Annotated in this window: 12 protein-coding genes and 1 pseudogene; 7 read left to right on the top strand and 6 right to left on the bottom strand. The window is 59.6% G+C overall.

Annotated elements, in window-relative coordinates; genetic code table 11:
- Window positions 1–473, top strand: a 473-nt coding sequence (locus tag AXW79_RS14060) for a pilus assembly protein FlpK (RefSeq protein WP_155736221.1), incomplete at its 5' end; no start/stop codon positions are given.
- The gene (locus tag AXW79_RS14055) at window positions 474–1856 is read left to right on the top strand and encodes a vWA domain-containing protein (RefSeq protein WP_005312912.1); all 1383 of its coding nucleotides are present in this window, start codon (window positions 474–476) and stop codon (window positions 1854–1856) included. It begins immediately after the preceding gene.
- 53 nt (window positions 1857–1909) lie between these two features.
- Here the strand turns inward: AXW79_RS14055 and yiaY are convergent, their stop codons facing one another.
- Window positions 1910–3061: an L-threonine dehydrogenase gene (gene yiaY / locus AXW79_RS14050; protein WP_005312915.1), complete on the bottom strand. Its 1152-nt coding sequence runs from the start codon at window positions 3059–3061 to the stop codon at window positions 1910–1912.
- Between the two features lie 392 nt (window positions 3062–3453).
- On the opposite strand from yiaY, the gene udp reads away from it, so the two are divergent.
- Window positions 3454–4209 carry a uridine phosphorylase gene (udp, locus tag AXW79_RS14045; protein WP_005312923.1) on the top strand — a complete coding sequence of 252 codons (756 nt, stop codon included), beginning with the start codon at window positions 3454–3456 and terminating at the stop codon, window positions 4207–4209.
- Between the two features lie 150 nt (window positions 4210–4359).
- On the opposite strand, the gene AXW79_RS14040 is transcribed toward udp, so the two are convergent.
- Entirely contained in the window at window positions 4360–5091 is a 732-nt protein-coding gene (locus AXW79_RS14040; RefSeq protein ID WP_170321057.1) for an RluA family pseudouridine synthase, read from the bottom strand.
- Window positions 5092–5266: 175 nt separating this feature from the next.
- On the opposite strand from AXW79_RS14040, the gene rihA reads away from it, so the two are divergent.
- Both rihA and AXW79_RS14030 read left to right on the top strand, forming a co-directional pair.
- Window positions 5267–6202: a pyrimidine-specific ribonucleoside hydrolase RihA gene (rihA, locus tag AXW79_RS14035; RefSeq protein WP_005312929.1), complete on the top strand. Its 936-nt coding sequence runs from the start codon at window positions 5267–5269 to the stop codon at window positions 6200–6202.
- Window positions 6203–6235: 33 nt separating this feature from the next.
- Window positions 6236–6706, top strand: a complete 471-nt coding sequence (locus AXW79_RS14030; RefSeq protein ID WP_005312932.1) for a hypothetical protein — start codon at window positions 6236–6238, stop codon at window positions 6704–6706.
- Window positions 6707–6803: 97 nt separating this feature from the next.
- On the opposite strand, the gene AXW79_RS14025 is transcribed toward AXW79_RS14030, so the two are convergent.
- The 3 genes from AXW79_RS14025 to AXW79_RS14015 all read right to left on the bottom strand — a co-directional run bounded on the left by AXW79_RS14025 (window position 6804) and on the right by AXW79_RS14015 (window position 9427).
- Entirely contained in the window at window positions 6804–7100 is a 297-nt protein-coding gene (locus AXW79_RS14025; RefSeq protein WP_005312935.1) for a winged helix-turn-helix domain-containing protein, read from the bottom strand.
- Window positions 7097–7627, bottom strand: a complete 531-nt coding sequence (locus AXW79_RS14020) for a DUF1523 family protein (protein ID WP_005312938.1) — start codon at window positions 7625–7627, stop codon at window positions 7097–7099. Before AXW79_RS14020 ends, AXW79_RS14025 begins: the two co-directional genes overlap by 4 nt.
- 177 nt (window positions 7628–7804) lie before the next feature.
- Window positions 7805–9427, bottom strand: coding sequence for a methyl-accepting chemotaxis protein (locus AXW79_RS14015; protein ID WP_005312940.1), 1623 nt, complete (start codon window positions 9425–9427; stop codon window positions 7805–7807).
- 165 nt (window positions 9428–9592) lie between these two features.
- Here AXW79_RS14015 and AXW79_RS14010 point away from each other — a divergent pair, with 165 nt between their 5' ends.
- Together AXW79_RS14010 and AXW79_RS14005 are read left to right on the top strand one after the other, a co-directional pair.
- Window positions 9593–10225, top strand: coding sequence for a LysE family translocator (locus AXW79_RS14010; RefSeq protein WP_005312948.1), 633 nt, complete (start codon window positions 9593–9595; stop codon window positions 10223–10225).
- A 363-nt stretch (window positions 10226–10588) separates the two neighbouring features.
- A pseudogene (locus tag AXW79_RS14005) lies at window positions 10589–11381 on the top strand (DUF1460 domain-containing protein).
- 181 nt (window positions 11382–11562) lie between these two features.
- On the opposite strand, the gene AXW79_RS14000 reads toward AXW79_RS14005, so the two are convergent.
- Window positions 11563–12771, bottom strand: coding sequence for a cation:proton antiporter (locus tag AXW79_RS14000; RefSeq protein WP_005312954.1), 1209 nt, complete (start codon window positions 12769–12771; stop codon window positions 11563–11565).
- Between the last annotated feature and the right edge of the window lie 10 nt (window positions 12772–12781).

Here is a 12781-nt window from a genome sequence, read left to right as displayed (position 1 = left end):
GGGGGGGGGGGGGGGGGGGCAGCATCAGCATAGAGGCAATGATGTTCATTCCCGTCTTGCTGGCCCTGCTCAGTTTTGGCAGCGAGGCACTGCAACTGCTGCGCCTCGAGCAGCGCCTGCACAATGTGGCCTACAACGTGACCCAGATAGTGACCCAGCAGGGGACGGGGCAAAACGCCGCCGCCGTGTCGCAGCTGGCCTTCTATCAGCGCTTCGTGCAGGGCCAGCTGTCTGCTCTGCAAGAGGGGCAGGCTGCCCTGACCATAGAGCAGTACAACAGCGCCAATGGCGAATTGGTTCCCCTGCTGCAGGGCACTGGCTGCGCTGGCCAGGGCAGCTGGCCGCCGCTGCGGGTGGGCACCTTGATGCGGGTGACCCTCTGCTATCGCCTTGGGCAGGGGGAGGGCGGCATGTTCAGCCGGTTCTGGGCGGGCCGCACCCTGGTCACCCACTTTATTCAGGAGATCCATTGAATGGGACTGCCCTTGCGCCAAGGGGGCGGGCTCTCTCCCGCCTTTGCCCTTATGTTGACAGGCATACTGGCACTGACCGGCGTTGTCATCGAACTGGTCCGTGGCTACAGCGGCCAGAGCCTGCTAAGCGCCGCCGCCGATGCGGTGCTTTACTCTGCCGCCGACAGTGACACTGCCGCTGAGGATGCCGTTGCTCTGGTGCAGGCCAATCTGGCGGGCCGCCCCTTGCAGGTGGGCCCCCCCAGCTTGAGCCAGAGCGAACAGGGAGCCCGGGTTATTCTGCAGGGGCATGTGCCCGCACTGATGGATCTCTCAGTCATTGGCGAAGGGGGTGACATGCCGGTGGCTGCGGCGGCCCGTGCCAGCAGTGCCCGTACCCGTATTGAGATTGCCCTGGTGCTGGATGTTTCCAACTCCATGTCCGGGGCGCCGATGAAAGCGATCAAGCAGGGGCTGACAGAGTTTGGTGAGGTGCTGTTTGGCCGCGAGCGGCGTAATCAGGACAGGGTTGTCAGCATCATCCCCGCCACCGGACTGGTCAATATCGGGGATCATCCTGAACTGTTTCATCCAGAGAGCCTGGCATTTCCCTTCGGGTTGCAGACGCTGGCCCATGAGCGAGGCTGGAGCAACTTGCTGACCCGTGACGTACCGGGGCGCCAGCGCAAGGCCTTCTGTGCCCGCTTGCCTGAGCATGTGGACGGCATAGACCGGCTGGCGGAACTCACCCCGGGCTGGATCCGCAAGCTGGAGCAGGCTCCCGTTGGCGAGACGCAACCCAGGTTGCACTACAGCACCAAGCCGCCAGCCATCAAGCAGTATGAAGATGGCACTCCCCTGCGGGCATTCGCCCCGAGGGAGAACCCCCTTGAGCGTTACCTGGAGAACCGGCGTGACAAGCTCGGCATCTTCGATGATGCCGACTGTGGGGTGAGCCCCATTCAGGCGCATCTGTCGACCCGGGCCGAGTACCGCCAGGCGCTCGATACCCTCTACGCCGCCTTCAACACCAATACGGCTGAGGGCGTGATGTGGGGCTGGCGCCTGCTGTCACCCCAGTGGCAGGGGCGCTGGGGCCAGGGGGCAGCCGAACTGCCGCGCCCTTACGGACAAGCGGACAACCGCAAAATCATGGTGCTGTTCTCGGACGGCGAACACATGGGGCCCGAGGCGGCGCTGCGTGATCGCAAGCAACTGCTGCTGTGCCGGGAGATGAAACGCAAGGGGATCCAGGTCTACACGGTGGCATTCGAGGGAGATGCCCGCTTCGTGGCGCAGTGTGCCAGCGACCGTTCGCACGCCTACAAGGCGACCAGTGGCAACATTCGCACCGTGTTGACCCGATTGGCCAGCGCCATCAACGATGTGGTGCTGACGAAATAGTGCGAAAAAAGGGGCCAGATCAGGCCCCTTTTCCTATCCATTGGCAATGCGGTTTACATGGCGGCGCGGAAGATGGCGACTATCTCTTCGTGGCTCGCCTGTTTCGGGTTGGTGAAGCCGCAGGCATCTTTCAGGGCGTTGCTGGCCAGCACGTCGAAATCATCGGCCTTGACGCCAAGTTGCTCCAGACCGGCCGGGATCTTCACGTCCAGCGCCAGCTGCTTGATGGCGGCAATGGCGGCAGCGGCGCCCTGTTCGTCGTTCATGGTGCTCACGTCAACGCCCATGTAGCGGGCCACATCTTTAAGGCGAGCGGCATTCACCTGGGCGTTGTATGCCTGAACGTGGGGCAGCAGCACGGCGTTGCAGACACCGTGGGGCAGGTCATAAAAGCCCCCCAGCTGGTGCGCCATGGCGTGCACATAACCCAGGCTTGCGTTGTTGAAGGCCATGCCGGCCAGGAACTGGGCATAGGCCATCTGCTCGCGGGCGTGCAGGTCATCACCCTGATTGACCGCGGTGCGCAGGTGTTTGGCGATGAGCTGGATCGCCATGATGGCGCTGGCATCGGTCACAGGGGTGGCGATGGTGGAGACATAGGCCTCGATGGCGTGGGTCAGCGCATCCATGCCGGTGGCGGCGGTGAGGCCGGCCGGTTTGGCCAGCATCAGCTCGGGATCGTTGACCGACATCAGCGGGGTGACGTGCTTGTCGATGATGGCCATCTTCACCTGGCGCGCCTCGTCCGTGATGATGCAAAAACGGGTCATTTCGGAGGCAGTGCCGGCTGTGGTGTTGATGGCGATGAGCGGCAGTTGCGGTTTGGCGGAGCGATCCACCCCTTCGTAGTCCTGGATGCTGCCACCGTTGGCGGCCACCAGGGCGATGCCCTTGGCGCAGTCATGGGGTGAGCCGCCCCCCAGCGAGATGACGCAGTCGCAGCCGTTGGCCCTGATCATGGCCAGACCCGACTCGACGTTGGTCATGGTGGGGTTCGGCTTGGTTTCATCGAAAACCACGCTTTCAATGCCATGTTCTGCCAGCAGGGTGGTGAGCTTGGCGACCACGCCTATCTGGTTGAGGATCTTGTCGGTGACGATGAGCGCCTTGCGATAGCCATAACCCTTGATATCGGCCGCTGCCTCTTGCAGACAGCCCGCTCCCATCAGGTTGATTGCGGGAATATAGAACTTGAATGTCGCCATGATGGACTCCGTATGATTAGCCATTAAGTGGTATGCGGACGTCAAAATAGCATCGTCAGTGGGGATGAAAAGGGGTCAATGGTATCCTGTTTGCAACTTTATGGACTCGATCACGTACCGATAAACCGGGGCGAGACAGGGATTGACAAGGCCGATTGCCCCTTTCTTGGCAGAAAAACGTTTTTCAAGAAATTCATCAAGTTAGCAAACGTTTTGCTCTGGATTTGTCACTTTCAATGCGTGGAAGTGTGAGGTGCTTCAAGGAATTGGAAAGCGCTTTCGACCATAGTTGGCGCCTCCCCAGAGAGGGGAGTGAAGGTTTGAAAGTACCATCAAGAATCATCTTAACTTGCGCCCTGACCATGTCGGCCGGGAGCAACCAGGAGTCCACTATGTCTGATGTTTTTCACTTGGGTTTGAAGAAAGCTGATCTGCAAGGCGCCACCCTGGCGATCGTCCCCGGTGACCCCGAGCGCGTCAAGCGCATCGCAGAGCTGTTGGATAACCCGGTGCACCTGGCCAGCCATCGTGAATTCACTACCTGGCGCGGCGAGATGGACGGCAAGGCCGTGATCATCTGCTCTACCGGTATCGGTGGCCCGTCCACCTCCATCGCGGTAGAAGAGCTGGCCCAGCTGGGTATCAATACCTTCCTGCGTATCGGCACCACAGGCGCCATCCAGCCGCACCTGAACGTGGGCGACGTGATCGTGACTACCGGTTCCGTTCGCCTTGACGGTGCCAGCCTGCACTTTGCACCGATGGAGTTCCCGGCTGTTGCCGACTTCGACTGCACCACGGCGCTGGTCAACACCGCCAAAGAGATGGGCTCCAAGCTGCACATCGGTGTGACTGCTTCTTCCGATACCTTCTACCCGGGTCAGGAGCGTTACGACACTGTATCTGGCCGCGTAGTAAGCCGTTTCCAGGGTTCCATGAAAGAGTGGCAAGCCATGGGCGTGCTGAACTATGAGATGGAATCTGCCACCCTGCTGACCATGTGCACCAGCCAGGGCCTGCGTGCCGGTATGGTAGCCGGTGTTATCGTCAACCGTACCCAGCAGGAAATCCCGAACGCCGAAACCATGGCGAGAACTGAATCTGATGCCATCAAGATCGTGCTGGGCGCCGCCCGCAAGCTGATCTGATAGCCACACCGAGTGGGGGGTGGGGGCCGTTGCGAAAGCACGGCCCCTATCTTTTATCTGCCGTTTGCCCCGTTTTACTCCAGTTGGTCCTCTGTTCCCTCTCTTGTTGCCTTCGCCTGTTCTCACACCCCGTCTTGATGCTGCGTCTCGCTAGAAGGGGCTGGCACATCTGACCGCCATCGGCTCGCCGCTCACCGGATGCACCAAATCCAGCTCGCTCGCATGCAGCATCAGCCGCGGTGCCTGTTCGCAGCCGGGCAACAGCAGGCCACCATAGAGATCGCAGCCGAGGATGGGGTGACCCACGAGCTGGCAGTGGATGCGCAGTTGATGAGTACGGCCGGTCTCCGGTACCAGTCTAACCCGAGTCAGTAGCTGGGTTTCCCCATGTTCGCTTTCACGACAGAGGCGATCTTCCACCTCATAGCGGGAGCGAGCAGGTTTGCCGCTGGCGGCGCAGATCTTCATCAGGGGAAACAGCGCCGGATCCTTGGCGATGGGGGCATCGATCATCCCCTCATCGTCGGTCAGATGATCGCACAGCAGGGCGCTGTAGGCCTTGCTTACCGCCCGCTGGCTGAATTGCTGGCAGAGCAGGGCGTTGATGGCCTTGTTTCTGGCCACTACCATGATGCCGGAAGTGCCAAAGTCGAGACGGTGCACCAGGGTGCAGCCGGGATAATCCTGCACCAGCCGGTAATGGACAGAGTCGAGGTTCTGCGGATTTTTGCCAGAGAGGCTGAGCAGGCCGCTCGGCTTGTTGATGAGCAGCAGGTGCTCATCTTCAAACAGGATCTCGATGGCAGCCTCGCAGGGCGGGGCGATGAAGGTATCGACGATGACGGACATAGGGCACACGGGCTGGAAACGGGGGGCGATCATACTCGAACCGGCTGCGCGGGGCGAATCGAGGGTGAGCCGTCGACGGCCATTACGGCGAGTTTGGCAGCAACTGCTTGATAAGATGGGCTGAGTCCGTTTTGTGACACCCTCCCGAGTTAATCTCGTCACGGGTTGTTAAGGTATGGCTCCCTGTCATGTTGTAAGGAGTCTGTCCATGGCGTTGCCCGTTATTCTCGATTGTGATCCCGGCCACGATGATGCCATCGCCCTCATACTGGCGCTGGCGAGTCCCGAACTCAAGGTGTTGGCGGTCACCACCAGTGCTGGCAATCAGACACAGGAGAAGACCCTCAACAATGCTCTGCGCATTCTCACTCTGCTCGGCCGTGACGACATTCCGGTGGCGGCAGGGGCGCCCAAACCACTGGCCCGCGAGCTTATCATCGCCGACAACGTCCACGGCGAGTCTGGCCTCGATGGCCCCACATTGCCGGATCCCGCCTTTGCGCCCCAGGCCATGACGGCGCTTGAGCTGATGGTCAAGTGCTTGCGCGAGAGTCCGGAGCCCGTGACCCTGGTGCCGACCGGCCCGCTCACCAATATCGCCCTGCTGCTGGCGGCGCACCCCGAACTCAAGCCCAACATCGCCCGTATCGTATTGATGGGGGGCGCCGCGGGGGCGGGTAACTGGACCCCGGCGGCGGAATTCAACATTTATGTAGACCCGGAAGCGGCCGATATGGTGTTCCAGTCAGGCATCCCCATCACAATGTGCGGGCTGGATGTAACCCATGAGGCTCAGGTGATGGACGAGGACATAGCGCGGGTGCGCGCCATTGCCAATCCGGTGGCCCGTTGCGTGGCCGGTCTGCTCGACTTTTTCATGATCTACCATAGGGATCCCAAGTGGGGATTTGCTGGTGCGCCGCTGCACGACCCCTGTACAATTGCCTGGTTGCTGGCCCCCGAGCTGTTCCACGGGGTCGAGTGCCGGGTTGATATCGAAACCAGAGGTGAGCATACCGTGGGGATGACGGTGGTGGATCGCTATGGCCTGACCGGCAAACCGGCCAATGCGCTGGTGCTGCTGGGACTGGATCGCCCGGGTTTTATCGACTTGCTGGTCGAGCGACTGCGGTTTTTTGGCTGACGGCTATTGCACTATTGAGAGAAGGGACGGGAAATGTACAAAGCGTCGCTGGCACTGCTGGCCGGGTTGCAATTGACGGCCTGCTCCACGCCGTTCGAATCCATGTGGCAGGGGTTGGCGACCTGCGATCTCGACCATCTCTACCTCGACAGCGAGACCGGCGAGTCGGCCCACCCTCAGCTCAAGCACTTCACCCCCTACAAGGTGACGGACGGGTTTGCCTGGTACAAGACCCATGAAGAGTTGCATGGTCTGCCCATCAGTGGCTTTCTCATCCCCTCGTCCACTTTCGAAGTGCACGCCCTGTTTGTGGACACCCCCATCGCCAATGCACGCAGGCTGACCCACAATGCCTATGGCAGCGAGTTTGCCGACGAGCAGAAGCACAATGAGGGATTGGCCCCCTTGTTGCTGCGCGACCCCAACAACCCCAAGCGCTCCATCATCGACTGCACCCAGGCTGAGACCCAGGAACCGCTGCCGGAAGAGCCCTTCCCGGAGTAAGTCGTTTCCGTGTGCCGAGACCTGTGTCTGCCCGGGCAATATAAAAAGAGGCCAGCCTTGCGGCTGGCCTCTGTTGATCGTCACCGGTGCGATAGTGCTATGGATAACCCAGCGTTTGCTTGATGGCAGGTAGCTGGGCCTTGATCCAGGCCGGATTGATGGGACCCCAGTCGCTGATGCGATAGTGCCCCTGCAGGTGGCGTGCCCCTTCCGTCTGCTCGAAGCCGCAGCTGATATCGAGATCAGCCAGTGCCGCCAGCGTGTCCTGGGCGGTGCGCCGCGGCATGCCGGTGGCCGCCATGATGGCCGGGATTGTGTCCGTGCCGCTGCTTATCAGCCAGGCAACGTAAAGCCGTCGGTAGAAACTGGTGCGAGTCTTGCTCGGCTCTGTCATATCTCGTCCTCGAGCCGGTCGAAGTAGCGCCAGGTCGCGATGGCGGCTTTGCCCATCACCAGTGCCCAGATACCGAACCAGAACCAGCGGAAGAAACTCCAGGTGGAGGCCTCAGGACCCGTACTCTCAATCTTGGTGACGTTGGGGAACATGGTGAACATGTTCACGCGCCAGCCGTAGGAGGTAATGATGGCCAGACGCTTCTCGAACTCCATGGACTTGGCTTTTGCCTGCACATCGGCCGCGTTGAACTTGAAGTAGAAAGGCCAGCCCCAGCCGGTATCTTCATTGCGAAATACCCGGATCTGTTCGCCTGGGCGTTCGGTATAGATGTAGTAGACATCCGTAGTGGGACCGTCAGCCGGGTTTTTCTGGCTGATGGGGCCATCCTTGTCGGTGCGCTTCACTTCCACCCCTGTGATGGTGGCTATGGTGTGCTCCGGCAGGTAGTAGTCGAGCCAGATGGCGGAGACGAGGGCGATGAGGCCCAGGCCGATGAAGGCCGGTTTCTTGAAATGCAGCTTCATGGTGATCTCATGTGAGGGGAAGTGACGTGCCTCTACCATACTCACATTTGGTGCGCCAGCCCAGCCCCCAATGAAGCCACATTATAAAAAAGCCGTTTAAAACAATAACAAATGTGTCCATTCATTAACACAAAGGCCCCGCAAGCGGGGCCTTTGTGTCGATCGCGCAAGCGGACGTCACAACTGGAACTGGGCCAGCTGTTTGCGCTGCAGCTCGGCGAGCTGTGACAGTTCGTGACTGGCGGCGGCACTCTGGCTGATGCCGGCCACACTCTGGTTCACTATTTCGTAAATATTGGTGATGTTGCGGTTGATGTCGGCGGTGACGCACGACTGCTCTTCGGCGGCGGTGGCCACCTGGGCATTGGCGCCATTGATCTGGTTGACCGCCTCCGTGATGCCACCGAGCAGCGCCTGCACCTCGCCGGAGAGCTGCTGGTTGTGCTCAAGGATGGTGAGGGTCTCCTGCATGCCGTTGTTGGCGGATTGGGACTGGCTCTGCAACTGCTCTATGATGGTCTGGATCTCCTTGGTGGAGTCCTGCGTGCGGGCCGCCAGCAGGCGTACCTCGTCGGCCACGACCGCGAAGCCGCGACCGGTTTCGCCGGCGCGAGCAGCCTCGATGGCGGCATTCAGGGCCAGCAGGTTGGTCTGCTCCGAGATGCTCTGGATCACTTCGATCACCTTGCCGATCTGCTCGGACTGGGACTTGAGGCGCGCCACCACGGCGGCGGCGCTTTCCAGGCTGCCCGCCATGCGGCTGTTGGCAGCGATACTCTCCGCGAACAGAGCCAGCCCCTGTTCGACCCGGCTATTGGCATCCCGCGCCAGCCCATCTGCCAGGGCGGCGTTGTGGTTGACGTTGTCGGCCGTGCTGGCCAGCTCGGTCACGGCGGAGGCCACCTGTTCTGTCTCGCTGCGCTGCTGCTGGGCATTGGTCTCGGACTGGGTCATGACGGCGGCGAGCTCGGTGGCGGCAGAGGCCACGTTGCCGCTGATACCGGTCAGGGTGTGGATTGTGCTGCCAAGCTGCGTCAGTGTCTGGTTGATATCTTTGGCCAGCTGGCTCAGTTCGTTGCTGCCATCGGCGTTGGCCCGCACGTTGAAGCGCCCCTGGGCGACGGCGCGCATCACCTCCTGCAACTGGCCTATGGGGCGGACTATCTGGCCGGACAACCACCAGCCACCGAGCAGCGCCGCTATCAGGGTGGCACTCATCATCAGCAGGGTTCGCAACAGGGTGGCGTTGTAGTGCGCCTCTTCCTCGGCAATTTCGGTCTGGATCAGCTGGTTGATGCGCGCTGACATGGTATCGATCTGCTTGATCAACTGCTCCCCCAGCTCACGAAAACGCAGCCGTGACTGCTCGTAGGCGGCGGCATCGCCACCTCCCTGATGTTTCTGGGCCAGCAGCGGCAGCATGTTGTTGCGGGTGTGGCCGAGATAAGCCTGCAGGCTGGCGGCCACCTGGCTGTTGTCCTGCTCGGCACCTGAGATCACCAGTCGGGACAAGATGGTCCCTATTTCCTGTTCCGCCGCATTGAGATCGTTTGGCAACTGGGCGAAGCGCGCCGGATCGTACAGGCCATAGATGGCGTTGGTGCGCATCCGGTAGGTGGCGTGGATCAGGGCAGCGATGTCGTCCTTGTGGCGCGTCACACTGGTGGTGGTCTGGTTCATGTCCGCAATGGCGCTGTCTATCTCCTGCTTGCTGATCCCGGCCATCAGGACCATCAAGAGGCTGGCGAGCAGGAGTGGAACAAGCACTTGAAGACGGATGGACAGGTTACTCAACGACATGGCAGGTCCTAACCCAAAAGAGGAGTGAGGCGGCATATTACACAGGCGCGACAACTATTGTCACAGGGTTTTTATTGCTGAAATCATGCTGAACGAAAAGGTTTTTTCTTGTGTTAAAAGAGTGTGATAGGCAAGATCTCAAGCTTGTTACCATGGAGGTGTAGTGTGTCCGACTGGATTGATCCCGCGATTCTGGCGCTGTTTGTGCCTACGTTCTTTTTTGTCTCTGTTACCCCCGGCATGTGCATGACGCTGGCGATGACCCTCGGCATGAGTCTGGGGGTGCGCCGTACCCTCCACATGATGTGGGGTGAACTGGTCGGGGTCGCGCTGGTCTCTGTGCTGTCGGTGATCGGAGTGGCGGCTGTCATGCTCAACTATCCGGCGCTCTTCTCTGCCTTCAAATACGTGGGTGGCGCCTATCTCATCTGGCTCGGCATCCAGATGTGGCAGGCCAAAGGCAAGATGGCCATACCGGCGGATCTGTCGGCCGGACAGGAGACACGCCCCCTTGGTCTGGCCATGCAGGGTTTTGTCACTGCCATCGCCAATCCCAAGGGGTGGGCCTTCATGGTCTCCCTGCTGCCTCCTTTCATCAATGCAGCCAAGCCGATGACGCCCCAGATCAGTGCCCTGGTGGCCCTGATCCTGGTGATCGAGTTCTCCTGTCTGCTGCTCTACGCGGGCGGTGGCCGTACCCTGCGCCACTTCCTCGCCAAGAGCGGCAATGTGACCCTGATGAACCAGATCGCCGGTTCCCTGATGTTCGGTGTCGGTGTCTGGCTGGCGCTCGGCTGAGTGCCTGTCGGCCAGTGAACGCAGTCCCGTGATGGGGCGGGTAACGTGTCTCGTCAGACAGTGACAGCAAGGCCATGACGAGCAACGAAAACCCAAAACGAAAGCCAACAGAGAAGCCCCGGCCGTGTCGGGGCTTCTCTGTTTGGTAGCCATCGAGGTTATTTTCCACCAGCGGGTATTCATACCAGAGTGAGTTTGTATCAGGCCAATATCTGGTAAGCCGGGTACATTTACTTACATTTTTTTTGTTTTCAATCGGCCCTTAATTCATCAGTCTCGAATGGCATTAGATGCATATTGTCGACTCTGTTCGCGACAGGGGTACCCCCTGCAGCTCGTTTTTATGGTCAAGGATGGTACTCAATGGTGAAGGTTATAGGCGCCGCTTTGCTCGCTTTTTCTGGCGGGGTTGCGGCCGGCAACGGGAAAAACCTGGATTTTTACAATATTAAAGGAGCAGCAACTCACCAGGATGTTTGCTCAACATCAGAATGTGGCACCGGGTCAGTCAATAAAGGATTTCTCGCAACTGTTTCTCGAGAATCCTTATGTTGCCAATCGCCTGGTGGGATCGAGCGACCGGCAGGAAAAACTGGTGGTGGATTTTGGTGAGCTGGATTGCTTCACCTATCTGGATTACGTTGAGTCACTGCGACACTCAACGAGTGTGCATAATTTCATCGAGAATGTCATGTACACTCGTTATGTAAATGGTGAAGTCAACTACCTGACTAGAAAGCATTTTTTCTCTGATTGGGTCCATGGTGGCAATCAGGTGAAGGATGTGACCCATCTGGTCGGCAACTATGTGGTGACCGCCGCCAAAGTATTGAATCAAAAAGAAGATGGCAGTCACTATATTCCGGGGCTGGCGGTGAAGGACCGCGACATCACTTATATTCCTGGTGATCGCGTGGACGAAGACATGCTGAGCTTGCTGGAAGATGGCGATTATATCGGTATCTATACCAATATTGCCGGTCTGGATGTGACCCATACCGGTATTTTCATTCGGGGTGAAAATGGCCCCGTACTTCGCAATGCCTCTTCTGTTTCGACGAATATGAAGGTAGTGGATTCGCCTTTTATTGACTATGTGAAAAACAAGCCGGGCATTCTGGTTTACCGCGCAACAGAGGGCAATATCCGGTCATGATGAGGGCGGCCACTAGGGGACCAGGTCAGCCGTGATTGTCATGGCACCTTGAAATGCGCCGCTCATACATGTCTTGGTCTATCCACAATACCCCCAGTCCTGACTGGGGGTATTGTTTTATACCGCAATGGTGATGAGGTTGTTTATCCCCTCTGCCATACCTTTGGCCACTGTCGGGTATTTACGCCGTCTTGAAGCGCCTGACCCAGGGGTTGGCACTGATACCGTGCAAGATGACGCTCAGTATGATGGTGCAAAGCACAGTGGCTATGATGGGTTCTTGTCCCAGCAGCGCTGGCTCGTGTTGCAACACCATGACGGCAAAGACAATGCTGGCGAGCCCCCTTGGTCCGAACCATCCGATGAAGAGTATCAACTCGGGTTTTAGTCCTGTCCCCAGCAGGCTCAGCCAGACCGGCAGCATGCGCAGCAGGGTCAGGCTGGCGACGGCATAGAGCCAGTATTGCCAGTGCAGCAGATCCGGCAGCATGGGCATCAGGGTGGCGCCGAACACCATCCAGATCACCACGGAGAGCAGGTCCCCATACCCTTCGCAGCTATCCATGTAAGCGTGTTTGTGATCCCCCAGTCTGCGGCCCATCAAGAGACCCCCGACGAAGGCGGCGATAAAACCGCTGCCCCCCAGGGTCTGGGCAAGCGCAAAGCAGAGCAGGGCCAGCCCTGGCATGGTGAGCTGGCGCCAGAGCGGCAGTTGCCAGCCGTTGAGGTAGGAGGTTTTCAGCAGCCGTATGGTGAGGCTGGTGAGCACCAGGGCCACCAGCAGGCCTATGCCTATCTCTTCCAGCAGCAAGGTTATGGCCAGCATGCCCGTGCCGGCGTGTTGTTCGGTGGGGGCGATGAGGGCGAGCAGCAGCAAGAGCACTGGCACGCAGATACCGTCGTTGAGGCCGCTCTCCTGATTGAGCCCCTCCCTGATGGGCGCGGGCACGGCCGGATTGCTGACCACGGCCTTGCCGAGCGCCGCATCTGTGGGGGCGAGAATGGTGGAGAGGATGGCCAGCTCCAGCAGCGGCAGATCCGGGTAGAGCCAGAGGCCGAACAGGGTGCCCCCCAGCAGGGTGAGTGGCAGGCCGATGAGCAGCAATCGTATGGGGAGGGCGCGGTTGGCTGCCAATACTTGCCAGTTGGTGTTGGCGGCGTCATTGAACAGCACTATGACCAGGGTGAGCTCTGCCAGCAGCTTTATCCCCTCGCTGTCGACCGAGAGTGACATCAGACCGAGCCCGCCTGGCCCCAGCAGCCAGCCCATCAGCAGGAACAGCAAGGGGCCATTGATCAATCTGGATTCGAAGCGACCTGCGAGCAGGCTGTAGATCAGCAAGAAGGCGGCAAGCACCGCCAGGTTCTGGTAGATCAGGGATGCGTCCATGCAGCCTCCT

It is taken from the genome of Aeromonas salmonicida subsp. salmonicida (genome assembly GCF_001643305.1).
Taxonomy (GTDB): domain Bacteria; phylum Pseudomonadota; class Gammaproteobacteria; order Enterobacterales; family Aeromonadaceae; genus Aeromonas; species Aeromonas salmonicida.
This window is presented reverse-complemented; position numbering and strand designations above follow the sequence as displayed.

Excerpts from the sequence above, each read along its gene's own strand:
- AXW79_RS14055 (WP_005312912.1), top strand. The coding sequence starts at position 474 with ATGGGACTGCCCTTGCGCCAAGGGGGCGGGCTCTCTCCCGCCTTTGCC.
- rihA (WP_005312929.1), top strand. The coding sequence starts at position 5,267 with ATGGCGTTGCCCGTTATTCTCGATTGTGATCCCGGCCACGATGATGCC.
- yiaY (WP_005312915.1), bottom strand. The coding sequence starts at position 3,061 with ATGGCGACATTCAAGTTCTATATTCCCGCAATCAACCTGATGGGAGCG.
- AXW79_RS14030 (WP_005312932.1), top strand. The coding sequence starts at position 6,236 with ATGTACAAAGCGTCGCTGGCACTGCTGGCCGGGTTGCAATTGACGGCC.
- AXW79_RS14025 (WP_005312935.1), bottom strand. The coding sequence starts at position 7,100 with ATGACAGAGCCGAGCAAGACTCGCACCAGTTTCTACCGACGGCTTTAC.
- AXW79_RS14015 (WP_005312940.1), bottom strand. The coding sequence starts at position 9,427 with ATGTCGTTGAGTAACCTGTCCATCCGTCTTCAAGTGCTTGTTCCACTC.
- AXW79_RS14040 (WP_170321057.1), bottom strand. The coding sequence starts at position 5,091 with ATGATCGCCCCCCGTTTCCAGCCCGTGTGCCCTATGTCCGTCATCGTC.
- AXW79_RS14000 (WP_005312954.1), bottom strand. The coding sequence starts at position 12,771 with ATGGACGCATCCCTGATCTACCAGAACCTGGCGGTGCTTGCCGCCTTC.
- AXW79_RS14020 (WP_005312938.1), bottom strand. The coding sequence starts at position 7,627 with ATGAAGCTGCATTTCAAGAAACCGGCCTTCATCGGCCTGGGCCTCATC.
- udp (WP_005312923.1), top strand. The coding sequence starts at position 3,454 with ATGTCTGATGTTTTTCACTTGGGTTTGAAGAAAGCTGATCTGCAAGGC.